Annotated in this window: 27 protein-coding genes; 22 read left to right on the top strand and 5 right to left on the bottom strand. The window is 69.4% G+C overall.

What is annotated here, in order from left to right; all coding sequences use genetic code 11:
• The first annotated feature begins 3 nt into the window (after positions 1-3).
• Entirely contained in the window at positions 4-729 is a 726-nt protein-coding gene (locus tag IG04_RS44290) for a hypothetical protein (RefSeq protein WP_051770767.1), read from the top strand.
• Between the two features lie 3 nt (positions 730-732).
• On the opposite strand, the gene IG04_RS45565 is transcribed toward IG04_RS44290, so the two are convergent.
• Entirely contained in the window at positions 733-1161 is a 429-nt protein-coding gene (locus IG04_RS45565) for a ferritin-like domain-containing protein (protein ID WP_036015993.1), read from the bottom strand.
• Positions 1158-1670, bottom strand: a complete 513-nt coding sequence (locus IG04_RS45560) for a hypothetical protein (RefSeq protein WP_245816262.1) — start codon at positions 1668-1670, stop codon at positions 1158-1160. Before IG04_RS45560 ends, IG04_RS45565 begins: the two co-directional genes overlap by 4 nt.
• 58 nt (positions 1671-1728) lie before the next feature.
• Between IG04_RS45560 and rimP the strand changes: the two genes are divergently transcribed.
• From rimP to IG04_RS0127070, 18 genes are all read left to right on the top strand, one after another.
• Positions 1729-2253, top strand: a complete 525-nt coding sequence (gene rimP, locus IG04_RS0127150) for a ribosome maturation factor RimP (protein WP_030479557.1) — start codon at positions 1729-1731, stop codon at positions 2251-2253.
• A complete protein-coding gene (gene nusA / locus IG04_RS0127145; RefSeq protein ID WP_030479556.1) occupies positions 2250-3263 on the top strand; it encodes a transcription termination factor NusA in 1014 nt (337 codons plus the stop codon). Before rimP ends, nusA begins: the two co-directional genes overlap by 4 nt.
• Before the next feature lie 117 nt (positions 3264-3380).
• Positions 3381-3632: a YlxR family protein gene (locus IG04_RS45555; protein WP_406601821.1), complete on the top strand. Its 252-nt coding sequence runs from the start codon at positions 3381-3383 to the stop codon at positions 3630-3632.
• 87 nt (positions 3633-3719) lie between these two features.
• Positions 3720-6944, top strand: a complete 3225-nt coding sequence (gene infB / locus IG04_RS0127140; RefSeq protein WP_030479555.1) for a translation initiation factor IF-2 — start codon at positions 3720-3722, stop codon at positions 6942-6944.
• Positions 6945-7014: 70 nt separating this feature from the next.
• Entirely contained in the window at positions 7015-7311 is a 297-nt protein-coding gene (locus tag IG04_RS0127135; protein WP_030479554.1) for a DUF503 domain-containing protein, read from the top strand.
• Between the two features lie 13 nt (positions 7312-7324).
• Complete coding sequence (gene rbfA / locus IG04_RS0127130) at positions 7325-7774, top strand: 30S ribosome-binding factor RbfA (RefSeq protein ID WP_030479553.1); 450 nt, start codon at positions 7325-7327, stop codon at positions 7772-7774.
• Positions 7775-7906: 132 nt separating this feature from the next.
• Positions 7907-8893, top strand: a complete 987-nt coding sequence (locus tag IG04_RS0127125) for a DHH family phosphoesterase (protein WP_030479552.1) — start codon at positions 7907-7909, stop codon at positions 8891-8893.
• Positions 8890-10023 (top strand): ROK family transcriptional regulator, encoded by a 1134-nt coding sequence (locus tag IG04_RS0127120; protein ID WP_030479551.1) that lies wholly within the window; start codon positions 8890-8892, stop codon positions 10021-10023. Before IG04_RS0127125 ends, IG04_RS0127120 begins: the two co-directional genes overlap by 4 nt.
• Positions 10024-10070: 47 nt before the next feature.
• Positions 10071-11375, top strand: coding sequence for an MATE family efflux transporter (locus IG04_RS0127115; protein ID WP_030479550.1), 1305 nt, complete (start codon positions 10071-10073; stop codon positions 11373-11375).
• Positions 11376-11473: 98 nt separating this feature from the next.
• A complete protein-coding gene (locus tag IG04_RS0127110) occupies positions 11474-12799 on the top strand; it encodes an MFS transporter (protein WP_030479549.1) in 1326 nt (441 codons plus the stop codon).
• 11 nt (positions 12800-12810) lie between these two features.
• Positions 12811-13698: a tRNA pseudouridine(55) synthase TruB gene (gene truB / locus IG04_RS0127105; RefSeq protein WP_030479548.1), complete on the top strand. Its 888-nt coding sequence runs from the start codon at positions 12811-12813 to the stop codon at positions 13696-13698.
• Between the two features lie 73 nt (positions 13699-13771).
• Positions 13772-14704 (top strand): bifunctional riboflavin kinase/FAD synthetase, encoded by a 933-nt coding sequence (locus IG04_RS0127100; protein ID WP_030479547.1) that lies wholly within the window; start codon positions 13772-13774, stop codon positions 14702-14704.
• A gap of 84 nt (positions 14705-14788) precedes the next feature.
• On the top strand, positions 14789-15268 hold the full coding sequence (locus tag IG04_RS0127095; RefSeq protein WP_030479546.1) for a helix-turn-helix domain-containing protein: 480 nt from the start codon (positions 14789-14791) through the stop codon (positions 15266-15268).
• 285 nt (positions 15269-15553) lie between these two features.
• Positions 15554-15823, top strand: a complete 270-nt coding sequence (gene rpsO / locus IG04_RS0127090; RefSeq protein ID WP_030479545.1) for a 30S ribosomal protein S15 — start codon at positions 15554-15556, stop codon at positions 15821-15823.
• Between the two features lie 246 nt (positions 15824-16069).
• A complete protein-coding gene (locus IG04_RS0127085; RefSeq protein WP_030479544.1) occupies positions 16070-18316 on the top strand; it encodes a polyribonucleotide nucleotidyltransferase in 2247 nt (748 codons plus the stop codon).
• Between the two features lie 107 nt (positions 18317-18423).
• The gene (locus IG04_RS0127080) at positions 18424-19716 is read left to right on the top strand and encodes a M16 family metallopeptidase (protein ID WP_051770849.1); all 1293 of its coding nucleotides are present in this window, start codon (positions 18424-18426) and stop codon (positions 19714-19716) included.
• Positions 19713-20450, top strand: a complete 738-nt coding sequence (gene dapB, locus IG04_RS0127075; protein WP_030479542.1) for a 4-hydroxy-tetrahydrodipicolinate reductase — start codon at positions 19713-19715, stop codon at positions 20448-20450. Before IG04_RS0127080 ends, dapB begins: the two co-directional genes overlap by 4 nt.
• Complete coding sequence (locus IG04_RS0127070) at positions 20447-20884, top strand: tetratricopeptide repeat protein (RefSeq protein WP_030479541.1); 438 nt, start codon at positions 20447-20449, stop codon at positions 20882-20884. The genes dapB and IG04_RS0127070 overlap by 4 nt, the downstream gene beginning before the upstream one ends.
• 33 nt (positions 20885-20917) lie before the next feature.
• On the opposite strand, the gene IG04_RS0127065 is transcribed toward IG04_RS0127070, so the two are convergent.
• Positions 20918-22123: a winged helix-turn-helix domain-containing protein gene (locus IG04_RS0127065; protein WP_144065397.1), complete on the bottom strand. Its 1206-nt coding sequence runs from the start codon at positions 22121-22123 to the stop codon at positions 20918-20920.
• A gap of 70 nt (positions 22124-22193) precedes the next feature.
• Here IG04_RS0127065 and IG04_RS0127060 point away from each other — a divergent pair, with 70 nt between their 5' ends.
• Positions 22194-22736: a GNAT family N-acetyltransferase gene (locus IG04_RS0127060; RefSeq protein WP_030479539.1), complete on the top strand. Its 543-nt coding sequence runs from the start codon at positions 22194-22196 to the stop codon at positions 22734-22736.
• A gap of 21 nt (positions 22737-22757) precedes the next feature.
• Positions 22758-23264 carry a YqaA family protein gene (locus IG04_RS0127055; RefSeq protein WP_030479538.1) on the top strand — a complete coding sequence of 169 codons (507 nt, stop codon included), beginning with the start codon at positions 22758-22760 and terminating at the stop codon, positions 23262-23264.
• A 171-nt stretch (positions 23265-23435) separates the two neighbouring features.
• Here IG04_RS0127055 and IG04_RS0127050 read toward each other — a convergent pair whose 3' ends face one another.
• Together IG04_RS0127050 and IG04_RS0127045 are read right to left on the bottom strand one after the other, a co-directional pair.
• A complete protein-coding gene (locus tag IG04_RS0127050) occupies positions 23436-24302 on the bottom strand; it encodes an SRPBCC family protein (protein WP_030479537.1) in 867 nt (288 codons plus the stop codon).
• Positions 24299-24841: a winged helix-turn-helix domain-containing protein gene (locus IG04_RS0127045; RefSeq protein WP_030479536.1), complete on the bottom strand. Its 543-nt coding sequence runs from the start codon at positions 24839-24841 to the stop codon at positions 24299-24301. Before IG04_RS0127045 ends, IG04_RS0127050 begins: the two co-directional genes overlap by 4 nt.
• A gap of 130 nt (positions 24842-24971) precedes the next feature.
• Here IG04_RS0127045 and IG04_RS0127040 point away from each other — a divergent pair, with 130 nt between their 5' ends.
• On the top strand, positions 24972-25955 hold the full coding sequence (locus IG04_RS0127040; protein ID WP_030479535.1) for an aldo/keto reductase: 984 nt from the start codon (positions 24972-24974) through the stop codon (positions 25953-25955).
• Positions 25956-25957 lie beyond the last annotated feature (2 nt).

The raw sequence follows: 25957 nt of genomic DNA, 5'->3' as shown, positions 1-25957 counted from the left end.
GAGGTGACCCAGAACCTGCCTCGCTTCCCACCGAGGCCTACCGACACCGCGCCGTTGTACCCGGCCGACGAGCTCATGAAGCTGCAGTCGATCATGGACAACCGTCAGGGGCAGCTGTCCCCGCCACCGCCTCCGCCCCAGCGCAAGTCGTGGGTGGGCAAGGCGCTGGCGCTCGTCGGCGTCGCGGTGGTGTCAGGGTTCGTGTGGTGGGTGCTGCAGCCGTCGAACCCGGTCGACCAGCCGGTCTCACAGCCGCAGAAGACAGCGGGGGAGTTCGAGTTCACCACCGTGCCGGAGTTGCCGGACCCGGTGAAGGACAGCGACTGCGCGGCCCACGCGACGAGCCAGACGCAGGCGTTCTTCAAGACCACGCCGTGCCTGCAGCTGACGCGTGCCTTCTACACGGCCAAGTTGCCGGACGGCCGCACCGTGTACTCGTCCGTGTCCGTCGTGAAGATGAAGACGGCGGACGAGGCGCGGCAACTGCGGGAGCTCACCCAGAAGGACGGCACCGGCAACGTCAAGGACCTGGTGCTGGACAAGGCCATCAGCGTCCCGCCGCTGACCACGCTGGCCAACGGCGGATACGCCTCCGAGCAACGTGACGAGCTGGTCGTGATCGTCGAGTCCGACTCGCCGACCAGGGGTGCCGACGCGCTCGCGCACAACAAGGACATGAAGAGGGTCTCCAACGACGCGATCAGGCTCGCGTCGTCGTTCGGCAACTAGGCCCTAGCCCGAGGCGACACCCGGCATCGTGATCGATGCCGGTGCCGACCCCGCGGCCTTGCGCCACCGCGTCGCCCGCACCGCCGCCGTCGTCAGCGCCTCCAGCGCCGACGTCCGCAGCCCGGAGTCGTCGGTCCGCTCCAGCACACCCCGCCACGCGGCACAGGTGTCCTGCTCGACCGCCACGAGCGCGGCGAGCGCGGAAGGCCCGTCCGACACCGGCGCGGGCGGCAGGTAGGCCGCGGCGGGTGGGTTCGGGGTCGCGCCGTGATCACGCAGCCACCGCTCCGTCGTGTCCCGGCGCGCGCGGTGCAGGTTCGAACCCTCCGCGACGGCGGCGGCCTGCTCGTCCAGGAACGCCGACACCATGCCGTAGGTCCACAACGCCGCGTGCTCGGTGCCGAGCGCGGTCTGCACGGATTCCACGCTCATGCGAGCACCTCCCGCAGCGAGGCGCAGCCGGCGGCCACCGAGCCGACGAGACCGGCGCGGTAGGCGGGCAGCGAGGCGACGGTGGCCGAGGCCTCGCGGACGGCCTCGTCGAGCGCGGTGCGCAACGCGGCCAGCGGGTCCGGCGGCGTGGGCGGCGCGGTGGGAGCGGGCGGCACGGTGGACGACTGCGGCGGGCGTTCGCGGTCGACCTCGGCCTGCAGCAGTGAGGCGTGCGTCTCACGGGCTTTCGCGATCTCCGCGGCCGCGGGCACCGTCGTCAGCGACTGGGCCAGCCTGGCGTCCGCACGGGCCTGCGCCGCGAGGGCCGAGAGCGGGTCCGGCGGCGGTGGCGGTGAAGGTTCTGCGGTGCACGCGACGGTGAGCGGCGCGGCGGCCACCGCGAACAGCACCCGGCGGCGGCTGACCGATTCGGAGATCACACGACCCATGTTGCCAGCAGCCGTGCGGCGCGGTGGGAGCCGGGCGAACGAGATAGTCTGGTTGTCCACGGCCGCCGAAATACCGTCGGCCGGGGTTTTCATGCGTTCGAACTGAAGGAGACACCACGTGTCCAGCCCGCCGCGCGGAGAGCTTTCCGCGCAGCTAGCACCCGTTGTGCGGGAAGCTCTCGAAGCCGTCGGCTTCGACCTCGACGCGCTCGACGTGAATCAGGCTGGGCGCCGCCGTCTGGTCAAAGTGGTCGTGGACGGCGAGGACGGAATCGGGCTCGACGAGGTCGCCGAGGCGAGCCGCGTGGTCTCCGCCGCACTCGACGAGCACGACCACATCATCAACGGGCCGTACACCCTCGAGGTCACCTCGCCGGGTGTCGACCGTCCCCTGACGCGCCCGCGCCACTGGAAGCGCGCTCACCTGCGTCTCGTGAAGATCAAGCAGCCCGACCAGCCCGAGTGGTTCGGCCGGGTCGGCGAGTGCGACGAGACCGGTGTCGAGCTGCTGCACAAGGACGAGCTGCGACGCGTGGAGTACCGCCACATCGAACGCGCGGTCATGGAGATCGAGTTCAAGCAGCCGCCGGTCGAGGAACTGGCTCGGCTCACTCGGAAAGCACCGAAGGAGGAGCCGAGGTGAACGTCGACATCGCCGCCCTGAGGGCGATCGAACGTGAAAAGGACATCCCCTTCGAGACGGTCCTGGAGGCGATCGAGTCAGCACTGCTGACCGCCTACAAGCACACCGAAGGGCATGCCACGCATTCGAAGGTGGAGATCGACCGCAAGACCGGTGCCGTGCGCGTGATCGCGCAGGACCTGGCGCCGGACGGCGCGGTCCGGGAGGAGTGGGACGACACTCCGGAAGGCTTCGGCCGCATCGCGGCCACGACGGCGCGTCAGGTCATCCTGCAGCGCCTGCGCGACGCCGAGCACGAGCGCACGTTCGGTGAGTTCGCCGCCAAGGAGGGCGAGATCATCGGGGGTGTCGTCCAGCGCGACGCCCGTGCGAACGCCCGCGGCATGGTCGTCGTGCAGGTCGGCGACACCGAGGGTGTGCTGCCGCCGGCCGAGCAGGTGCCGGGCGAGCAGTACAACCACGGCGAGCGCATCAAGTGCTACGTCGTGAGCGTGTCGCGCGGTGCCCGTGGGCCGCAGATCGCTCTCTCGCGGACCCACCCGAACCTCGTGCGGCGGCTGTTCGCCCTCGAGGTCCCGGAAATCGCGGACGGCACCGTGGAGATCCCCGCGGTGGCACGTGAGGCAGGTCACCGTTCGAAGATCGCCGTGAAATCAACGGTTGCCGGAGTGAACGCCAAGGGCGCCTGCATCGGCCCGATGGGTGCCCGTGTGCGCAACGTCATGCACGAGCTCGGTGGCGAGAAGATCGACATCATCGACCACTCGGACGACCCGGCCACGTTCGTCGGGAATGCCTTGTCCCCGGCCAAGGTTGTGTCCGTGCGGGTGCTCGACGAGCGTGCCAAGACGGCGCGCGTCGTGGTGCCGGACTTCCAGCTCTCGCTGGCGATCGGCAAGGAGGGCCAGAACGCCCGCCTGGCCGCTCGTCTGACGGGCTGGCGCATCGACATCCGCAGTGACGCGGAGGCTCCGGCCGCCGGTGCGGTCACCTCCGGTTCGGCTGAATGAGCTCCAGGGGATAGAATTATCAACGGTTCAACGTCGGGATCGGTTTCCCAGCACATCGGCCCTGTTCGTACGTGCATTGGATGCCGTACCCGGACGTTGCCGTCTGAGCTGCTGCGTGTGGTCGCGGTGGACGGTTCGGTGGTTCCGGACGTCCGTCGGCGGCTTCCTGGTCGAGGTGCTTGGTTGCATTTCGATCTCGAATGTCTCCGCAACGCCGAGCGGCGACGGGCGTTCTCGCGGGCCTTCAAGGTCCAGGGAGCACTCGACGTCGCTTCGCTGCGCGAGCACGTGGAGCAGCAGCAAGGGAACTTGGCCTCGGGACAGCCCCGCGGCCAACAAGCATCAAGGAAGCAGGTCGACCCGTCATGAGTCAGCCGTGAAGCTGAAGACATGAACGCGCGACGTTAAGACGAGGTCGATGGGACTTGCCCGCCGGCCTCACGACTTAGGAGAGCAGTGGCAGGCAAGGCCCGCGTGCACGAGCTCGCAAAAGAGCTTGGTGTTACGAGCAAGGAAGTTCTCAACAAGCTCGCCGAACAGGGCGAGTACGTGAAGTCCGCGTCATCGACCGTCGAGGCCCCCGTGGCCCGGCGGCTTCGTGACGCCTACGAAGCCAAGTCCTCGAAGCCGGCTCCCAGGCCGTCCGCTCCGAAGCCGAAGGCACCCGCACCCGCTGCCGCCGCAGCGCCCGCCGCACCGGCGGACGCCAAGCAGGCGGCCGACGACAACAAGCCCGCTGCGGCCAAGAGCATGCCCGGACCTCGTCCGGCCGCCCCGCGCCCGCCGGCCCCGAAGCCCGCTCAGGCAGCTCCTGCCGAGCAGGCTCCGGCTCCCGCGGCGCCCGCACCGGCACCCGTGCAGTCCGAGGCTCCGGCCGCCGCACCGGCAGCTCCTGCCGCGCAGGCTCCGGCCGCGCCCAAGGCTGCCCCGGCTCCCGGCTCCAAGCCGGGTAGCGGTCCGCGTCCGGGCCCGCGCCCGGCTCCGGTTCCGGAGAAGCAGCCTCAACAGCCCCAGCAGCCGCAGGCTCCGGCCGCGTCCACTGGTGCACAGCCCCAGTCCGTGGTGCCGCCGCGCACGCAGGCTCCCAAGCCTGCGGGCCCGCGTGCCCCGCGTCCGGGCAACAACCCCTTCGGCGTCGGTGGCGGCAACGCTCCGTCGCCGCGTCCCGGACCTCGTCCCGGCCCGCGCCCCGAGCAGGGCGGCGACCGCCCCGCAGGCGGCGGGAAGCCCGGCGAGCCTCGTCCGGCGAACCCCCGTCCGAGCGGTGCGCCCGGTCAGGGTGGTCAGCGTCCGGCTGCCGCGCAGGGTGGCGGTCGTCCCGGCCCCGGCCAGGGCGGTCCTCGTCCCGGTGGCCCCGGTCAGGGCGGTCCTCGTCCCAACCCGGGCAACATGCCCCCGCGGCCGAACCCCGGCATGATGCCGGGCAACCGTCCGGCCGGTAACCGTCCTGGTCCCGGCGGTGGCGGCGGTGGCCGTCCCGGTGGTGGCGGCGGCGGTGGCGGTCGTCCCGGTGGGGGCGGCGGCGGCGGTGGCGGCGGCTTCCGCGGAGGCGGCGGCGGTGGCGGTGGCGCCGGTGGCGGCTTCCGTCCCGGTGGTGGCGGTGGCGCCGGTGGCGGCTTCCGTCCCGGTGGCGGCGGTGGCGGTGGCGGTGGCTTCCGTCCCGGTGGCGGCGGCGGCGCAGGCGGCGGTGCCCCTGCCGGTGGTGGCGGCGGTTTCCGCGGTCGTCCCGGTGGTGGCGGCGGCGCTGGTCGCGGCGGTACCGCTGGTGCCTTCGGTCGTCCGGGTGGTCCGGCGCGTCGTGGACGCAAGTCCAAGCGGCAGAAGCGCCAGGAGTACATGGACAACATGCAGGCGCCTTCGGTCGGTGGCGTCCGCCTGCCCAAGGGTCAGGGCGAGTCGATCCGCCTGCCGCGCGGTGCCTCGCTGACCGACTTCGCCGACAAGATCAACGCCAACCCGGCGTCGCTCGTGCAGGTGCTCTTCCACCTGGGCGAGATGGTCACGGCGACCCAGTCGGTGTCCGACGAGATCTTGGAGCTGCTCGGCACCGAGATGAACTACGTCGTGCAGGTCGTGTCCCCCGAGGAGGAGGACCGCGAGCTGCTCGAGACGTTCGACATCACCTACGGCGAGGACGCCGGTGGCGAGGACGACCTGCAGATCCGTCCGCCGGTCGTGACCGTCATGGGTCACGTCGACCACGGTAAGACGCGTCTGCTCGACACCATCCGCAAGGCGAAGGTGGCCGAGGGCGAGGCCGGTGGCATCACCCAGCACATCGGTGCCTACCAGGTGCAGACCGAGCTCGAGGGCAACCCGCGGCTCATCACCTTCATCGACACCCCGGGTCACGAGGCGTTCACCGCCATGCGTGCTCGTGGTGCGAACGCGACCGACATCGCGGTCATCGTCGTCGCCGCTGACGACGGCGTGATGCCGCAGACGGTCGAGGCGATCAACCACGCCCAGGCCGCTCAGGCGCCGATCGTGGTCGCGGTCAACAAGATCGACAAGGAGGGTGCGAACCCCTCCAAGATCCGTCAGCAGCTGACCGAGTACGGACTGGTCGCCGAGGAGTATGGCGGCGACACGATGTTCGTCGACATCTCCGCGAAGCAGGGCATCAACATCGACAGCCTCCTCGAGGCCATCCTGTTGACCGCCGACGCCTCGCTGGACCTCCGGGCCAACCCGGACATGGAGGCCCAGGGTGTCGCGATCGAGGCGCACCTCGACCGCGGTCGCGGCCCGGTCGCCACGGTGCTCGTCCAGCGCGGATCGCTGCGCGTCGGCTCCTCGATCGTCGCGGGTGACGCGTACGGTCGCGTCCGCCGCATGGTCGACGAGCACGGCGATGACGTCATCGTCGCGACCCCGTCGCGTCCGGTGCAGGTCATCGGTCTGACCTCGGTGCCGCGTGCAGGTGACTCGTTCCTCGTCGTCGACGAGGACCGCGTCGCCCGCCAGATCGCCGAGCGTCGTCAGGCCCGCACCCGCAACGCCGCCAACGCGGCGAAGCGCAAGCGCGTCAGCCTGGAAGACCTGGACGCAGCGCTCAAGGAAACCAGCGCTCTCACCTTGATCATCAAGGGTGACAACTCGGGTACCGTCGAGGCCCTCGAGGACGCGCTCATGAAGATCGAGGTCGGCGACGACGTCGAGCTGCGCGTGATCCACCGCGGTGTCGGTGGCATCACCGAAGGCGACATCAACCTCGCCGTGGCCGGTTCCGCCATCGTCATGGGCTTCAACGTCCGGGCCGAGGGCAAGGCGACCGAGCTCGCGAACCGCGAGGGCGTGGACGTCCGTTACTACACGGTCATCTACTCGGCGATCGACGAGATCGAGGCGGCCCTCAAGGGTCTCCTCAAGCCGGAGTTCGAAGAGGTCCAGCTCGGCCGCGCCGAGGTTCGCGACGTCTTCAAGTCCTCCAAGGTCGGCACGATCGCGGGTTGCATGGTCCTGTCGGGCGAGATCCGCCGCAACGCGCGTGCTCGCCTGATCCGTGACGGCAAGGTGATCGCGGAGAACCTCCCGATCAGCTCGCTCAAGCGGTTCAAGGACGACGCCACCGAGGTCCGCGAAGGTTTCGAGTGTGGTCTCACGCTCGGCAACTACAGCGACCTCAAGCTGGAAGACGTCATCGAGACCTTCGAGATGCGCGAGAAGCCGCGCGCCTAGTCGGTAGGTGAAGGGTGCGGAGCCGTTTAACCGATGGCTCCGCACCCTTTTCTTCTGGAGGATCTTGCCCATGTACGTGGGTGCTCTGGAATTGGACGTCCTTCTGGGCGACGTCCACTCGTTGAAGGAGAAGCGCTCGGTTGTCCGGCCCCTCGTGGCCGAACTGCGCAAGCGCTTCGAGGTTGCTGTCTCCGAGGCCGGTCATCTGGACCTGCATCGGCGCAGCCTGATCGGTGTGGCGGCAGTCGCCGCCGACCTGGAGCACGTCAGGGACGTCCTGTCCGGCTGTGAAAGGCTGGTCGCGGGACGGCCCGAACTGGACTTGCTCTCCGCCCGGACGCGATTCGTCGGGCCGGAGGACGACTAGGAAGGGGAGGCTCGTGGCCGACACGGCACGTGCCCGCAAGCTCGCCAAGCGGATCTCGCAGATCGTCGCTTCGGCTTTGGAGCATGAGGTCAAGGATCCGCGGCTGGCTCGGGTCACGATCACCGACACCAAGGTGACCGGGGATCTGCACGACGCGACTGTGTACTACACCGTTCTCGGTGAGCGCCTGGACGTGGAGCCCGACTACGTCGGAGCTGCACTGGCCCTGGAGAAGGCCAAGGGTGTGCTGAGGTCCATGGTCGGAGCGCAGACGGGGGTTCGCTTCACGCCCACGCTGACGTTCATGACCGACACCGTGCCGGACGAGGCACGGAAGATGGAAGAGCTGCTCGCCAAGGCTCAGGCTGCCGATGCCGAAGTGGCTCGTCGGTCCGCGGGGGCGTCTCCCGCTGGGGAGGCCGACCCGTACCGGGCGCCTCGTGAGGATGACGACGAGGACTGAGTTCTTTTGTGACCAGGGCGGACACGGTGATCGTGTCCGCCCTTTGGTTTTCGCCGCCGAAACTGGATGGAAACTGTCTTGTCCGAGGGTGCCGCACAGCACTTCGGGACGGTTAGCGGCTAACGTCTCCCTGTGGCAGACGACCTGAGCACGACCATTGCCGAGGCCGCGCGGTTACTGGCCGGCGCCCGTGATGTGACCTTGCTGAGTCACATCAACCCCGACGCTGACACGCTCGGGAGTGCTCTGGCGGTAGGACTCGCGCTGCATCGGCGCGGTGTGGCGGTGCGGGTGGCGTTCGGCGACCCGGAGGCCGTGCCCGAGAGCCTGAAGGCGCTGGACACCGCTGGACTGCTCGTTCATCGCGACGAGGTACCGGAAGCGCCGGAACTGCTGGTCGTCATGGACACGGGCAGCCTGGAACGGCTCGGGCCGCTGAAGAACCGCGTCGCGAACTGCCGTGGGCCCGTCATCGTCGTCGACCACCACGTGTCGAACACGCGGTACGGCACGGTGCACTGCATCGATGATCGTGCGGAGGCCACGGCGCTCATCGCCCTCAAACTGCTCGACGAGATGAACGTCGAGGTCGACGAGCCGATCGCGCGCTGCATCTACGCGGGGCTCGTGACCGACACCGGAGGCTTTCGGAAGGCCGGGCCGCAGGCGCACCACACGGCCGCGCGGCTGCTGGAGACCGGAGTGGACGCGTATGCCGTTACGCGGCCGTTGATGGACGCACATCCGTTCGCGTACCTCGGCATGTTGTCGCGCGTGCTGGCCAAGGCGGAGCTTGATCAGAACGCCGCGCACGGCATGGGGCTTGCGCACGCGATTGTGAGCATCGAGGACGCTCACGGGGTGCGTAGCGAAGAGGTGGAGAGCGTGATCGACGTGGTGCGCTCCGCCGCCGAGGCCGAGGTCGCGGCCGTGTTGAAGGAGCTCAAGCCCGGGTTCTGGTCCGTGTCGCTGCGGGCCGTGAGCCGGGTCGATGTTCGTGAGGTGGCGCAGGTCCTCGGCGGCGGCGGGCACCGGCTTGCGGCCGGGTTCACCTTCGAGGGGGCCGCCGAGCAGGTCGTTGCCGCGCTCAAGGGCGCGTTGGAACGGGTGGAGTCATGACACGGACAGGGAGCCCGCGGCTGCTGCGGGAGATCAACGACCGGGCCGCGATCGAGACCCTGCTGCGCAGCGGGGCGATGACGCGCGCCGAGCTGGAAGAAGTGATCGGGCTGTCCAAGCCCGCCACCGCCCAGCTGCTGGCGCGGCTCGAAGAGGACGGCATGGTCGTCCGCACCGGATTGCGTGGCGGTGGCCGCGGGCCTCGCGCGCAGATGTGGGCCGTCAACGGTGGCGTCGGCTACGTGGCGGCGGTGGCGTTGTCCGCCGAGCTGATCGACGTGGCCATCGCGGACATCACCGGGTCGTTGCTGGCCGAGCACAGCGCGCCGATGCCGAAGGAGAACACCCTCCGGATCTTCCGGGAGACGGTGCAGAAGGCGGCGGCGCTGGCCGGGCTGACGCTCGACGCGTTGTCGCACGTCGTCGTCGGCACGCCGGGCGCGGTCGATCCGGCCACCGGCCAGCTCGGGTTCGCGCCGCACCTGCCCGGCCTGGTGGCCGTCGACCTGCCGTCGACGCTGCGCGAGCTGCTCGGCACGTCGGTGTCGATCGAGAACGACATCAACCTCGCCGCGCTGGAGGAGATGAGCTCCGGCCGGGCGGCAGGGGTGCGCAACTTCGTGCTGGTCTGGCCTGCGGACGAGATCGGTTCGGCGGTCGTGGTCAACGGCGTGCTGCTGCGTGGCGTCACGGGCGGTGCGGGTGAGATCGACTCGATGCAGGTGCCCGGCGGGCGCTACGGCGACCAGGTCGACAGCGAGGCGATCGTCGCGCTGGCGGCCGAGCACGGCATCCACGAGTCGTCCGGGCTGGAAGCCGTGGCGCACGCCTTGAACGCCGGCACCGAGGGCAGGGCTTTCCTCACGGCGCTGGCGCGTCGGATAGCGCTCGGGCTGGCGAACGTCGTGTGCGTGCTCGACCCCGAACTGGTGCTGCTGTCCGGCGGGGTGGCGCACGCGGGCGGCGAGACGTTGTGCGAGCTGGTGGCGGCGGAACTGCTGAAGCTCGTCGTGCCGCGGACGCCGGTGCACCTCGCGCAGATCACCGCGAATCCGGTGCGTGCGGGCGCTTTGCACTCGGCCCTGGCCGTGGCGCGCGAGCAGGTGTTCGGGCTGCCCCAACGGTCGTGAGTGGCCGCCATCACCGCACGGCAGCGCGCGTAGCCGCATAAGTTCGTCTGGTGGAGGATCGGGTTCCCGCTCGGCGGGTGATCGGGCTGGCGGTACCCGCTCTGGGGGTGCTGGCGGCCGAGCCGTTGTACGTGCTCGTCGACACGGCGGTCGTGGGGCATCTTGGGGCGTTACCGCTCGCTGGGCTGGCTATCGGCGGTGTGCTGCTCACGCAGGTCGCGACGCAGCTGACGTTCCTCTCGTACGGCACGACGGCGCGCACGGCTCGGTTGCACGGGGCTGGGCGGCGTCAGGAGGCCGTCGAGGAGGGCGTGCAGGCAACGTGGCTGGCGCTGGCCGCCGGTGTGCTCGTGGTGGTCCTGGGGCAGCTGTTCGCGCGGCCGCTGGCGGAGCTGCTCGCCGGGCCCGGAGCCGTGGCGGACGCGGCGGTGGAGTGGGTGCGCATCGCGTTGTTCGGTGCGCCGTTCATCCTCGTCACGATGGCCGGCAACGGATGGATGCGCGGTGTCCAGGAGACCAAGCGGCCACTCAAATACATCCTGATCGGCAACGGCATCAGCGCGGTGCTGTGTCCCGCGCTCGTCTACGGCGCGGGCTGGGGGCTTGAGGGCTCAGCTGTCGCGAACGTCGTGGCGCAGGTGGTCTCGGCCGGGTTGTTCTTCAAGGCGTTGTTCGCGGAGCATGTGTCGTTGAAGCCGCATTGGGCGGCCATGCGCGCGCAGCTCGGCATGGGGCGCGATCTGGTGTTGCGGAGCTTGGCGTTCCAGGCGTGCTTCATCAGCGCGGCCTCCGTTGCGGCGCGGACGTCCGTCGGCGCGTTGGGTGCGCATCAGGTCGTGTTGCAGCTGTGGACGTTCCTCGCGCTCGTGCTCGACTCGCTGGCGATCGCGGCGCAGTCGCTCGTCGGCGCGGCTCTGGGAGCGTCGAGGCGACGGCAGGCGGAGAAGCTCGCCTGGCAGATCACACGGTACGGACTGGTGTTCGGCATCGGGCTCGGAGTTCTGTTCGCGGCGCTGTTCACCGTGCTGCCGCGGGCGTTCACGACGGACGCCGGTGTGCTGGCAGAGATCCCGAACGCGTGGTGGTTCTTCGTTGCGCTGCAACCGATCGCGGGTGTGGTGTTCGCGTTGGACGGTGTGCTGCTGGGTGCCGGCGACGTGAAGTTCATGCGGACGGCGACGCTCGGCTCGGCGGTGATCGGATTCCTGCCGCTGGTGTGGGCCTCGTACACGTTCGAGTGGGGGCTCGCCGGCATCTGGACGGGGCTGTCGGCGTTCATGGTGCTGCGGCTCGTGGCGGTGGTGTGGCGCACGCGCTCGGGGGAGTGGGCGGTCGAGGGCGCGGTTCGTTAGGCCCTGTGGCCGAACTCACGGCATGAAATCGTTACCAAGAAGGTTGTTTAGGCGATGTAACTAATGTCTGCCTACCTCCAGCTTGGGAGAGTGCCGCCTTGCCGCCGGTCGATCGCGCCACCCGGAAGTCGTGGCTGATCTGGACCACCGCCGTCTTCGTCTACTTCGCCGCCCTCTTCCACCGCACCACGCTCGGCGTGGCCGGGTTGGAGGCGAGCGAACGCTTCGGGCTCGGACCCGCTCAGCTCGGTGTGTTCACCGTGCTGCAGATCGGCGTCTACGCCCTCATGCAGATCCCCACCGGCCTGCTCGTCGACCGCTACGGGCCACGCCGGGTGCTCACCGTCGCCGCCCTGCTCATGGGCACCGGCCAGGTGCTCTTCGCCGTCGCTGACTCGTACGGTCTCGGACTCGCCGCACGGGCCGTGCTGGGCATGGGCGACGCGATGACGTTCATCAGCGTGATCCGCCTCGTCGCGACGCACTTCCCGCCGCGCCAGTACTCGCTCGTCGTCGCGGTCACGGCCGCCATCGGCGGTGTCGGCAACCTCGTCGCCACCGTGCCGTTGACGCTCATGCTCGGCTCGATCGGGTGGACGTGGGCGTTCCTCATCGCGGGCGGCATCACCGCGCTCTATTCGGTCGTGGCGCTCCTGCGGGTGCGCGACGTGCCGGCGGGGTTCGTCGCGCCGAAGCCGGAAGTCGTGCCGTTCAGGAAGATCTGGCCGAAGGTGCGGCAGGCGTGGAGCGTGCCAGGCACCCGGCTCGGGTTCTGGGCGCACTTCAGCACCATGTCGACGCCCGCCGTCATCGGTCTGCTGTGGGGGTACCCGTACCTCGTGCAGGCGCAGGGGATGTCGCCGCGTGCCGCGTCCTCCACGCTCGGGCTGCTCGTCATCGGCGCGATCGTGGCGAGCCCGATCATCGGCGGGTTGTTCTCGCGCAACCCCGAGTGGCGCATGCCGATCTCGGTCGGGTTCCTCGCGTTCGCGTTCACCGGGTGGGGCGTGCTGCTGCTGTGGCCGGGCGGGCACGTGCCGACGCCGGTCATCGCCGTGGTGTTCCTCGTGCTCACCGTGGGCGGGCCGATCTCGGGCGTGGCGTTCGCTCTCGCCCGTGACTACAACCCGTCGCACCGGCAGTCCACCGCGAGCGGTCTGGTGAACGTCGGCGGCTTCCTCGCGGTGACCGTGACCGCGCTGGGTGTCGGCGTGCTGCTGGACCTCGTCGAGGGCCTGCTCAGCCCGCAGACGGCGTTCCGCGTGGCGTTCAGTTTCTGCGTGCTGGTGCTCGTGCTGGGCAGCTGGCGGATGCTCGTCTGGTGGCGCCGGGCGCGTGCCGCGGTGTTCGAGGCGGAGGAGCGCGGGGAGACGGTGCCGGTGCAGATCCGGCGTCGCCGTTGGGACGCGTTGAACGTCGCTTAGGATTCAGCGCCGTGAAACCCTCTGTTGCACCGGGCCTGGTCGTCGTCGACAAGCCGGACGGCATGACCTCGCACGACGTGGTGGCGCGTGTGCGCAGGATCCTCGGCACCCGGAAGGTCGGGCACGCCGGCACGCTGGACCCGATGGCGACCGGCGTACTCGTGCTCGGCATCGAGCGCGCGACGAAGCTCCTCGGCCACCTCGCCCTGGACAGCAAGGCCTACCTCGCGACGATCGTGCTCGGCGCGTCCACCACCACGGACGACGCCGAGGGCGAGGTGCTGTCCACTGAGGACGCCTCCGGTGTCGAGGACGACGCGATCGCAGCCGAGATCGCGAAGCTGACCGGCCCGATCCAGCAGGTGCCGTCGTCCGTCTCCGCGGTGAAGATCGACGGCAAGCGCGCCTACGCCCGTGTGCGCGCCGGTGAGGAAGTTGAAATCCCCGCACGGCCGGTGACCGTGCACCGGTTCGACGTGCTGTTCTCGCGCCGTGAGGACAAGACGGTGCTGCTCGACGTGATGGTCGAGTGCTCGTCCGGCACCTACGTGCGCGCGCTGGCCCGTGACCTGGGCGCCGCACTGGGCGTCGGTGGGCACCTGGGCGCGTTGCGGCGGACCAGGGTCGGGCCGTTCGACCTCCGCGTGGCCAAGACGCTGGCGCAGCTGGAGGAGACGCCGGGTCTGTCGCTGGACCTGGACTCCGCGGTCGCCACGGCGTTCCCGCGCCGCGAGATCGACCCGAACGAGGCTTCGGCGTTGTCGCACGGGCAGCGGCTGCGCGCGGGCGGGATCGACGGCACCTACGGCGTGTTCGGGCCGGACGGGCACGTCATCGCGCTCGTCAAGGACGAGGGCGCCGCCTGCAAACCGGTAGTGGTGCTGAGCCCGGCCGAGTGACGGTGTGTGCGAGTCCGGACCGCTTGCGAGGTGCGCGGACACCGGGCGGGGCCGGCGTCGTAGGCTGATCACCGTGCAACGCTGGCGCGGACTAGACCACCTTCCCGGCGGCTGGGGCCGCTGCGTCGTCACCATCGGCGTGTTCGACGGTGTCCACAAAGGCCACCAGGCCCTCATCGGACGTGCCGTCGAGCTCGCGCGCGAGCGCGGCCTGCCGAGCGTGCTGATGACCTTCGACCCCCACCCGTCCGAGGTGGTGCGGCCGGGCAGCCACCCCGCGCAGCTCACCACGCTGCGGCGCAGGGCCGAGCTGGTCGAGGAACTGGGCATCGACCACTTCGTGGTGGTGCCGTTCAGCCTCGAGACCAGCAGGATGCCCGCGGACGAGTTCGTCCACGAGGTGCTCGTCGAGAAGCTGCACGCCGCGGCTGTCGTGGTGGGGGAGAACTTCACCTTCGGGCACAAGGCGGCCGGTAACGTCGCGATGCTGCGCCGGCTCGGGCAGCGGTTCGGATTCGTGACCGAGGGGGCTGATCTGGTGTCCGCAGACGACGTGACGTACTCGTCCACCTACATCCGGGCGTGCATCGACGCAGGTGACGTGAAGGCGGCGGCCGAGGCGCTGGGCCGGCCGCACCGGCTCGAGGGGATCGTCGTCAAGGGCGACGGGCGCGGCAAGGACCTCGGGTTCCCGACCGCCAACCTGTCCACGCCCAAGTTTGCGGCGGTGCCTGCGGACGGCATCTACGCGTGCTGGTTCACCGACGCCAAGGGCAAGACGCTCAAGGCCGCCGTGTCGGTGGGGACCAACCCGACGTTCTCCGGCCGGGAGCGCCGCGTCGAGGCGTTCGTGCTCGACGTGGACGAGGACTACTACGGCCAGCGCGTCGCCGTGGACTTCGTCGAAAGGCTGCGCGAGATGGAGAAGTACGACTCCGTCGAAGCCCTGCTCGAACAAATGCATCGGGATGTAGACCGAACGAGGGAACTACTCGCCGAGTCGTGACCGTCAGATTGGGCGAAGCGGGCGTCTGTGCGTCCGCGGCCTGGCAGGATGCGGGTCGGAGTGATGGCTACAGGAGAGGCCAAGGTGGAGGACCACAAGATCGTTCAGCGCAACCTCGCCCTGCAACGGGAGTGGTACGGGGAGCCGCTGGGTGACCGCGTGCGACGGTTGGTCGTGGCCTTCAACGTGTCCCAGGCGCAGCTCGCGGACGTGCTCGGGATCAGCGCGCCGATGCTGAGCCAGGTGATGAGCGGCCGTCGCGCCAAGATCGGCAATCCCTCCGTGCTCGCTCGGATGATCATGCTGGAGCGCAAGATCCTCACGCCGGACGTGGCGACGGGGGCGCCGGAGGCGTTGCAGCGCGCGCTCGACGACGTGCGCGAGTCCAAGCCGACGGTGTCGCGCGACTCGTTGCCGGTCAATGGGGACGAGAGCGTCGCGTATCCCGTGCTGCGCCGGGTCGCCGACCGGCTCGAGCTCCAGCAGGCCGCCGACCTCCTGCACGAGGACTTCCCGGCGATCGCGGAGCTGTTCCGCCGCGCCATCCGGGCCGCCAGCAGGTGAGATTTCGCAAGCGGGAATTCATCTCCGCTTAAATCGGTTGGCACTGACAGCAGGCGCGCACCACAATGGGCACGCACCTGCCAGTGGCTCGTGAGCAGCGCCGATGGCCTTCATCCGCCCGTGGACCGGGTGGGGTTGCGCACGTCAGCGCGCCGCTGAGCCGTGTGCCTGATAGCCTTCGCAGTTGGGTCTGGCTGCGGTCCGTGGCGGCCAGTACCGGCTACCCCGGCCAGCAATTCGGCGGCATGGGGCCGCACGGACCTGAACAAGTAGGAGAAGTACCTAGTGGCACTGTCCACGGAACAGAAGAAGTCCATCCTCGGTGAGTACGGTGTGCACGACAGCGACACCGGTTCGACCGAGGCGCAGGTCGCCCTGCTGAGCAAGCGGATCGCTGACCTCACGGAGCACCTGAAGCAGCACAAGCACGACCACCACTCCCGCCGTGGTCTTCTGCTGATGGTCGGCCGTCGCCGCCGTCTGCTGAACTACTTGACCAAGGTGGACATCAACCGCTACCGCGCGCTGATCCAGCGCCTCGGTCTGCGCAGGTGATACCTGCCGAGGGGGAGTGACCGGCCGGTCACTCCCCCTCGGCGTAAAACCGGGTGTATACAGATCCCTGGTTGTAAAGAGGAACGAAAAACAGGACCCGCGTCGCGCGAAGCAGTTTCCGCGCCGGTCCTCGGTAGTGGCCTCCTGGTTGCCAAGTGAATCTGGCAGTGCCCAGGGGACTTCGATCGAAGACCGGCCTCGTCAAATCGCGTGAGCGGCGTCCAAAAGACGAGGAGTAACAAGTAAATGACGGACATCGAGGTCCATGAGGCGACTGCCGTTATCGACAACGGCAAGTTCGGCTCGCGCTCCATCCGCTTCGAGACCGGGCGCCTCGCGCGTCAGGCCGCCGGCAGCGTGGTGGCGTACCTGGACGACGAGACCATGCTTCTGAGCGCCACGACGGCGTCGAAGCACCCCAAGGAGCACTTCGACTTCTTCCCCCTCACGGTGGACGTCGAGGAGCGCATGTACGCCGCGGGCCGCATCCCCGGCTCGTTCTTCCGGCGTGAGGGCCGTCCCAGCACGGACGCCATCCTCACCTGCCGCCTGATCGACCGTCCGCTGCGCCCGTCCTTCGTGGACGGCCTGCGCAACGAGATCCAGGTCGTCATCACGGTGATGAGCCTGAACCCGAAGGACCTGTACGACGTCGTGGCGATCAACGCCGCGTCCGCGTCGACGCAGCTCGCGGGTCTGCCGTTCTCCGGCCCGATCGGTGGCGTCCGCGTGGCGCTCATCGAGGGCCAGTGGGTGGCGTTCCCGACCTACGAGCAGCTCGAGAAGGCCGTGTTCGACATGGTCGTCGCGGGCCGCGTGGTCGACTCCGGTGACGTCGCGATCATGATGGTCGAGGCCGAGGCCACCGACAACGTGATCGACATGATCGCCGAGGGTGCCACCGCCCCGACCGAAGAGGTCGTGGCCGCGGGCCTCGAGGCCGCCAAGCCGTTCATCAAGGTCCTCTGCGAGGCCCAGGCGCAGCTCGCCCAGGTCGCCGCGAAGGCCACCGGCGACTACCCGACGTACCCGGCCTACCAGGCCGACGCGTTCGAGGCCGTCGAGGCTTCCGCTTCCGGTGAGCTCGCGCAGGCGCTGACCATCGCGGGCAAGGCCGAGCGCGAGTCGAAGCTCGACGAGATCAAGGCCGCCACGCTGGAGAAGCTGGCCGAGCAGTTCGAGGGTCGCGAGAAGGAGGTCGGCGCCGCGTTCCGCTCGCTGACCAAGAAGCTCGTGCGCCAGCGCATCCTGCGCGACAACGTCCGCATCGACGGCCGTGGCCTCACGGACATCCGTGACCTCGGTGCCGAGGTGGCCGTGATCCCGAGGACGCACGGTTCGGCGCTGTTCGAGCGCGGCGAGACCCAGATCCTGGGTGTCACCACGCTGAACATGCTGCGCATGGAGCAGCAGATCGACTCGCTCGCTCCCGAGACGCACAAGCGCTACCTGCACCACTACAACTTCCCGCCCTACTCGACCGGTGAGACCGGCCGCGTGGGTTCGCCGAAGCGCCGCGAAATCGGCCACGGCGCGCTGGCCGAGCGGGCGATCATGCCCGTGCTGCCCAAGCGCGAGGAGTTCCCCTACGCGATCCGCCAGGTGTCCGAGGCGCTGAGCTCCAACGGCTCGACGTCCATGGGCTCCGTCTGCGCCTCGACGCTGTCGCTGCTCAACGCGGGTGTCCCGCTGAAGGCGCCGGTCTCCGGCATCGCGATGGGTCTCGTCTCCGACGAGGTCGACGGTGAGACCCGCTACGTGGCGCTGACCGACATCCTCGGTGCCGAGGACGCGTTCGGCGACATGGACTTCAAGGTCGCGGGCACCAAGGAGTTCGTGACGGCGCTGCAGCTCGACACGAAGCTCGACGGCATCCCGTCCGAGGTGCTGGCGGCGGCGCTGGGCCAGGCCCGCGACGCGCGCTACACCATCCTGGAGGTCATGGCCGAGGCCATCTCCGACCCGGACGAGATGAGCGCCTTCGCTCCGCGCGTGACGTCGGTCAAGATCCCGACCGACAAGATCGGCGAGGTCATCGGCCCGAAGGGCAAGATGATCAACTCGATCACCGAGCAGACCGGTGCCGACATCTCCATCGAGGACGACGGCACGATCTACGTCGGTGCGGCGGACGGCCCCTCGGCCGAGGCCGCGATCGGCATGATCAACGCGATCGCGAACCCGCAGCTGCCGAAGGTCGGCGAGCGCTTCCTGGGCACCGTGGTGAAGACGGCCGCGTTCGGCGCGTTCGTCTCGCTGCTGCCCGGCAAGGACGGCCTCGTCCACATCTCGAAGCTGGGTAACGGCAAGCGCATCGCGAAGGTCGAGGACGTCGTCAAGGTCGGCGACAAGCTCCGCGTCGAGATCGCCGACATCGACCAGCGCGGCAAGATCAGCCTCGTCGTCGTGAACGAGGACGACGCCGCGAAGCCGGCTGACGCCCCGGAGGCCGTCGAGGCCACCGAGGCCACTGAGGCGGCTCCCGCGCAGTGAGCACGACAGACAACAACGTGACGGCCGCGGGTGCATCCACCCGCGGCCGTCCGCGTACCGGAACTCCTGGACACCTCCAGCGGCCGGGCAGCACGCGGGTGCTCGAGATGTCCGCGGGGTCCGAGGTGCGGCGCAGCATGCTGCCCTCGGGCCTGCGGGTCATCACCGAGCGCATCCCCGGCGTGCGGTCCGCCTCGGTCGGGCTGTGGGTGCAGGTCGGTTCCCGTGACGAACGGCCCGAGGTCGCGGGTGCCGCGCACTACCTGGAACACCTGCTGTTCAAGGGAACTTCGCGGCGCACGGCGGCGGCCATCGCGGAGGAGATCGACGCGGTCGGCGGCGAGCTGAACGCGTTCACCGCGAAGGAGCACACCTGCTACTACGCGCACGTCCTCGACGAGGACCTGCCGTTGGCGGTGGACCTGGTGGCGGACGTGGTGTTCGAGGCCCTCTGCGGTCCGCGTGACTTCGAGACCGAACGCGGTGTCGTGCTCGAAGAGATCGCGATGCGCGACGACGACCCCGAGGACCTGCTGCACGACGCGTTCATCGAGGCGTTGTTCGGTGGGCATGCGTTGGGGCGTCCCGTTCTCGGCACCGAGAAGTCCATTCAGGACATGGACCGGGACGCGCTCTACTCGTTCTACCGCAAGCGCTACACGCTGCCGCGCATGGTGTTCTCCGTCGCGGGCAACATCGAGCACACGCACGTGATGCGCCTGGTGCGCAAGGCCGTCGGCGACCGGCTGTCGCGGGAGGGCAGCGCGGTGGCGCCACGAGCGGGTCGTGCGCGCATCGCCGACGCCCGCAAGCTGGTGCTGCACACCGACGACACCGAGCAGGCGCACATGATGCTCGGCATGCGCGGTCTCGACCGCCACGACGAGCGCCGCTTCGTGTTGAACGTGCTGAACGCGGCTATCGGCGGCGGCATGAGCTCCCGGCTGTTCCAGGAGGTGCGCGAGCGGCGAGGCCTGGCGTACCAGGTGTACTCGTCGGTCGGGCTCTACGCGGACACCGGCACGTTCGCCGTCTACGCGGGCTGCCAGCCGGACCGGCTGGGAGAGACCGCCGGCGTCATCCGCGAGGTGCTCGTGGACGTCGCTCGCGGCGGCCTGTCGGACGCGGAAGTGGGGCGTGGCAAGGGGCAGCTGCGCGGTGCACTCGTCCTGGGCCTGGAGGACACCAGTTCCCGGATGTCGCGCATCGGCAAGTCCGAACTGAACTACGGCGACCACCTGAGCGTCGAGGCGACCCTCGCGCGCATCGACGCCGTCACTTCCGACGAAGTGGCGTTGCTCGCACGTGAGCTGCTGCGCAGGCCTGTCGCCGCTGCGGTGGTGGGCCCTTACGATCACGCTGACGATCTGCCGGACCAGGTACACGAGGTGATTGCATGATTCGCGTCGGAGTTCTCGGCGCGCGGGGCCGCATGGGTTCCGAGGTGGTCCGCGCGGTCGAGGCCGCGAAGGACATGGAGGTCGTGGCGGCGATCGACGCCGACGACCCGATGTCCGCGCTCGTCGACGCCGGTGTCCAGGTCGTCGTCGACTTCACGCACCCCGACGTGGTGATGGGGAACCTGGAGTTCTGCGTCGCCAACGGAATCCATTGCGTGGTCGGCACTTCCGGCTTCGACCAGCCCAAGCTGGACGCGGTCGCGGCGCTGCTCGCGGACCGTCCGGACGTCGGCGTGCTGGTGGCGCCGAACTTCGGCATCGGTGCCGTCCTGCTGATGCGTTTCTCGGAGATCGCCGCCCGCTACTACGAGTCGGCCGAGATCATCGAGCTGCACCACCCGCGCAAGGCCGACGCCCCCTCGGGCACGGCCGCCCACACCGCGCGCCTGATCGCCGCCGCGCGGGAGGGCATGGACTCGATGCCCGACGCGACCACGCAGGAAGAGCCCGGTGCCCGTGGTGCCGTCGTCGACGGTGTGCGGGTCCACTCGCTGCGGATCTCCGGGATGATCGCGCATCAGGAGGTCGTGTTCGGTGGTGAGAGCGAGACCCTGACCATCCGTCAGGACTCGTTGCACCGCACCTCCTTCATGCCCGGCGTGGTGCTGGGTGTGCGGGAGATCGTCGGTCGCCCCGGTCTCGCCGTCGGCCTCGACAAGTACCTCGACCTGTGAAGGTCCGCGTCACCGTCGGCGTGCTGATCGCGGCTCTCGCGGTCTACTTCGTCCTGCTCACCGGCCGGGCTGTGGCTTTGCTGCAGACCGGTGAGGTGGTCGGGATCCTGCTCGGCGTCGGCGTGCTGATCCTGCCGTTGCTCGGTGTCTGGCTCGTGTACTCCAACCTGCGGTTCGGCTGGGAGACCGAGAAGATGGCTCGCGAGCTTGACGCGGACGGCCTGCTGCCGGACGTCTCGCACCTGCCGCGCCGGCCGTCCGGCCGGGTGGACCGCGACGCCGCGGACTCGTGGTTCGAGGAGCGGCGGGCCGAGGTCGAGGCGTCGCCCGAGGACTGGCGGGCCTGGTTCCGGCTCGCTTACGCGTACGACGTCGCGGGCGACCGCGGACGGGCGCGCGAGACGATGCGCAAGGCCATCGAGCTGCACGCGTGAACGAAACCCCAGGCCGCCGGCCTGGGGTTTTCGCTATCCGTTGAGCACGGCCGCGATCAGCTCCGCCGCCAGGTCGCCCTTCTGCACCACCAGCACGTCCTCCAGCCCGAGCCAGTCGGCCATGTGCCGCAGCTCCGCGGCGAGCTCCACCGCCACCCGAGGCCGGTCGACACCCTCCTCGGCCCACGCCGACTGCACCCGCAGCACCCCGGCCGGACGATCGGCCTTGATGTCCACGCGCGCCACGAGCGCACCGTCCAGCAGGAACGGGAACACGTAGTACCCGTGCACCCGGCGAGGCTCCGGAACGTAGATCTCGATGCGGTACCGGAAGCCGAAGATGCGCTCGGTCCGCGCCCGCTCCCAGATCAGCGGGTCGAACGGGCACAACAGGGCACGCCCGACCACCCGGCGCGGGGCCTTCGCCTCGACGTGCCGGTAGCCGGGGGCCTTCCAGCCCTCGACCGCCACCGGCTCCAGGACACCGTCCTCCACCAGCGACGCCACCGCGGCCTGCGAGCGGCGCGGGTCGAGCCGGTAGTAGTCGCGCAGATCGGGTTCGGTCGCCACACCGAGAGCCACCGCGGAACGCAGCACCAGCTCGCGTGCGCCCGAATCGGCGGTCCACTGCTGGGCCAGGACGTCGGGCGGGATGACGCGCTCGGTCAGGTCGTAGAGGCGCTCGAACGAACGGCGGGTGCCGGTCGTCAGGACGCCCACGCCGAAGAGGACCTCACAGATGCGCTTGACCTCGGACCAGTCCCACCACGGGCCCTTCGCACGGCCCTGGTCGCCCATGAGGGCCTTCTCCAGAGCTCCGGCGCCGATCGGGCCCAGTTCCTTCACGGCCGCGAGGACTTCGTCGACCAGCTGCGGTGAGCGTTCCAGGATCGTCTGGTAGTTCTGCCACCAGCCGCGCTTCTTGGCGCCGGAGTGGAACAGCGGCCAGTCCGCCACCGGCACCAGGGAGGCCTCGTGCGCCCACGTCTCCACGAGCAGGCGGGGCTTGCGTACGGAGTGGGTCCAGGCCGCCTCGTCCAGCAGGGAGGGCTCGTAGGAGCCCAGGCGGGAGAACAGCGGCATGTAGTGCGCGCGCACGGCCACGTTCACCGAGTCGATCTGCAGCAGCTGCACGCGGGACAGGACGCGCTGCAGGTGCCTGCGGGTGGCCACGGACGGCCTCAGGTCGGTGAAGCCCTGGGCGCCCAGGGCGATTCGACGGGCCACGTCCGCACTCATCCTCTGCACGTCGCCGATGGTGCCACGCACCCCTGACAATTCCGCGACACGGCGTCGATAAGCTGCGTTTATGGCCGACGCCGGCGTGCACACCGCCACCGCTGCTGATCTTTCGGAGATCGTCCGCATCCATCGGGAGACGTGGCGGCTCGCCTATGCCGAGCTGCTGCCGCCCGAGGTCCTCGACGCGCTCGACACCGACGAGGCCTGGGCACTGGCCGTCCAGAGCGGCGCGGTGCTCAAGGCGACGGAGGGGGAGTGGGTCGTCGGCTTCGTCGTGGCGAGCAAGGCCCCGGACGAGGAAGTCGCCATGGCGGACGGGTCGCTGCCGGAGGACGCCGCGACCACCGCGCTGCTCAGCGTCCTCGTGGAACCGCGCTGGGGCCGTCGCGGGCACGGCACGCGACTCGTCGCGGAGGCGGTGAGGAGGCTCCACGAGACGGGCGCCACGCGGGGGATCGCGTGGGTGCCCGAGGCCGACAAGGCGTCGCGGAACTTCTACGAGCGACTGGGCTGGACGGGTGATGGCACGGTGCGCACGTTGGACGCGGGCGGGCGTCCGTTGCGCGAGGTCCGGGTGTCCGGTCCGCTCGAGGTCCGACTCGCCGACTGAGATCTGTGTAACCTCGGCCGGGTGCTCGCCCTCGTTGGCCTCACCTTTGGGGTCGCGTTCGGCTCGGCCGTCGTTCCCCTGATCAGCATCGAGATGTTCGTCCTGGGACTTTGCGCGCGCTGGCCGGACGTCTCGTTCTGGATCGTCGGCCTCGCCGTGGCCGTCGGCCAGGTGCTGGGCAAGCTGCTGTACTTCTACGCGGCGCGCGGCGACATCCACCTGCCGAAGTTCCTGCACCGCAAGCCCAGCGACAAGCCTTCGCGCCTCGGGCGCTGGATCGGTCCCGGCACGCGCCTGCACCGCTGGGGCGACTGGATCCACGTGAAGTGCAAGGCGCACCCGAACTGGATGGCCGGCACGCACGGGTTGAGCGCGCTGGTCGGGGTGCCGCCGTTCATGGCGACGAGCGTGCTCGCCGGGCTCGCGGGCATGTCCACGACGATGTTCGTCGCCACGGGCATGGTGGGCCGGTTCGTGAGGTTCAGCTTCCTCGCTGCCTCACCGGCCGTGGTCATGGCGTGGTTCTAGTAACTGAACAAGATCGACGCTGTCACGGAGAAGGCGATCAGGACTGCGGCGACGGCGATTCGCGCTGACTCAAGCACGACCCCGAAGTTATCGAGCCGTCGCCGACGAAAGCCAGGCGCAAACGGGTGAGAGCCGAATGATCTGGCTCTCACCCGCCCGTTTCACACCCGATTATTCGAGCACGAGAACTCCATCGGGCAAACCCGGGATGTCGTACGAGTGCCACATCGGGCGCCAGTTCGGCAGCTCCAGCATCCGGCGCAGGTCCGCGAACCCGGACAGCCAGCCCATCCACGGCCCGAACGGCGGGCTCGCCGGGTCGAAGCCGCTCTGCACGAACGTCAGCCGCGTCTTGCCCTCCGAGCCCTTCAGCTCCCAGGACGTGACCATCCCGCCCGGGAACTCCAGCGCGAGGTTCTCCTCGTCCAGCGCGGTGATCTTCGCGGGGTTCGGCTCGTCCTCCAGGCTCCCCATCGACCACCGGCCGCCGACGTGCGGCTCGATGTCCATCCGGGCGCCGAACCACCGCGCGAACACGTCGGGATCGGTCAGCGCGTCGATGATGGCCGCCGGCGTCGCCGCGATGTCGAACTCGAACCGCTGCTCGGGCGACGTGAAGTCGCAGAACCCCAGCACCGGCCGGCCCTCGACGTGCTCGACCAGGTTTCCGAGAACCAGCGGCCAGAACGTCTGGAGGACCTCGTCCCGGTCCTCGCCCACGCCCCAGGTCGGGTAGGGGGACTGCGTCGCCGCGATGAGCGTCTCGCCGTCACGCTGCTCGACGGCGAGTTCGACCGTGTACTCGGTGCCGTACAGGGACCACGAGTAGCGCACCGACGTGTCGTCGAAGCCCAGCAGCTTCTGCCGGTGGCGTTCGCCGTCGGGCGTGTAGCGCCCCCAGTACTCGTACTTCCCGCCCTCCAGGTCGACATCCACGTGCTCGGCCAGCCACACCCGCAGGTCGTCGGCGGTGGTGAGCGCCCGGTAGACGCGGGCGGGACTGGCGGAGGTGCGAACGCGGACGGTTCCGGTGCTCATCGATCGTCTCCTTTGGGGTAGCAGGCGAGCGCGATGCGGAACGCATCCCCTTCCGCGCCGCCATAACGGGTGAACAGCTCTTGCAACGTCGTCTGCAGTTCGGCCAGGAACTGCTGCCGTTCCTCCGGCGGCACCCGGATCTCGCCGGACACGCCGATGGACGGCAGTTCGCTCGACCGGTCCAGGGCCGCCACGTCGACCTGGATCTGCTCGGCGAGGTCGACGAGGTGGCCCAGTGCCAGCTCGTCGCGCGACCCGATCCGGCCGACCAGCCGCGGTGACAGCCAGTACGACCGCGCCACGGCCTGGTAGAGGCCTTCCTGGACGCCGCGCACCTTGCGTTCGGACACCTGGGTCGCCAGACCGGCCTTGACCAGCTGTTTGACGTGGTAGTGCACGCGTTGCGGCGTCTGGTCGAGCACCTCGGCGACCTCGGTGCACGAGCGCGGCGCGGCGAGCTGCCGCAGCACCTCCACGCGCTGCGGCTTGAGCAGGGTCTCGGCCTGCTCCATCCGGTCCAGATAGATCACGTCTCTCATCGCAAAAAACACTTTGAACGTTCAAAACTATTTTGTCAATCGTGCGGACAACTATGGACTGACAGATATTGAAATCTGTCATCTGATCAGGCAGGCTGGAACTCACCGAAGAGACGAAGGGGTTCGAAAAATGCAGAAGCGTCAGCTCGGAGCCACCGGCCCGGTCGTGTCCGCCATCGGTCTGGGCTGCATGGGCATGTCCGACGCCTACGGCCCGGCCGATCGGGACGAGAGCATCGCGACGATCCACGCCGCCCTCGACGCGGGCGTCACGCTGCTCGACACCGGTGACTTCTACGGCCAGGGCCACAACGAGATGCTCATCGCCGAGGCCGTCCAGGGCCGTCGCGACGAGGTGCAGCTCAGCGTGAAGTTCGGCGGCATGAGGGACGCCGACGGCGCGTTCCTGGGGTTCGACACGAGGCCCATCGCGGTCGCCAACTCTCTCGCGTACTCGCTGCAACGCCTCGGCACTGACCATGTCGACATCTACCGGCCGGCCCGGCTCGACCCGAACGTGCCGATCGAGGACACCATCGGCGCCATCGCCGAGCAGATCGACAAGGGCCGCGTCCGGCACATCGGCCTGAGCGAGGTCGGCGCCGACACCATCCGCCGCGCCCACGCCGTGCACCCCATCGCCGACCTGCAGATCGAGTACGGCTTGCTGGAGCGCGGTGTCGAGCGGGAGATCCTGCAGGTCACCCGCGAGCTCGGGATCAGCATCACCGCGTACGGAGTGCTGTCGCGCGGCCTGATCTCCTCCACCCCGCTCGCCCTCGACGCCGGTGACTGGCGTGGCCACGCGCCCCGGTTCCAGGGCGACAACCTGACCCGCAACGCCGCGCTCGTCGAGAAGCTCGGCGAGATCGCCGCGGGCAAGGGCGTCACCGTTGCGCAACTCGCGATCGCGTGGGTCGCGGCACGCGGTGAGGACGTGGTGCCTCTTGTCGGCACGACGAAGCGTGCGAGGCTGAACGAGGCGATCGGTGCCGTCGGCGTGACGTTCACCGAGCAGGAACTGCAGGAGATCGAGGCTGTCGTTCCTGTCGGAGCCGCCGCGGGCACGCGTTACGCGGCCGCGCAGATGGCGATGCTGGACAGCGAGAGGTGAGA

Source organism: Lentzea albidocapillata, assembly GCF_000719115.1.
GTDB lineage: Bacteria > Actinomycetota > Actinomycetes > Mycobacteriales > Pseudonocardiaceae > Lentzea > Lentzea albidocapillata.
Note: the sequence above shows the minus strand (reverse complement) of the source record. Positions and strands in the feature narration are given on the sequence as shown.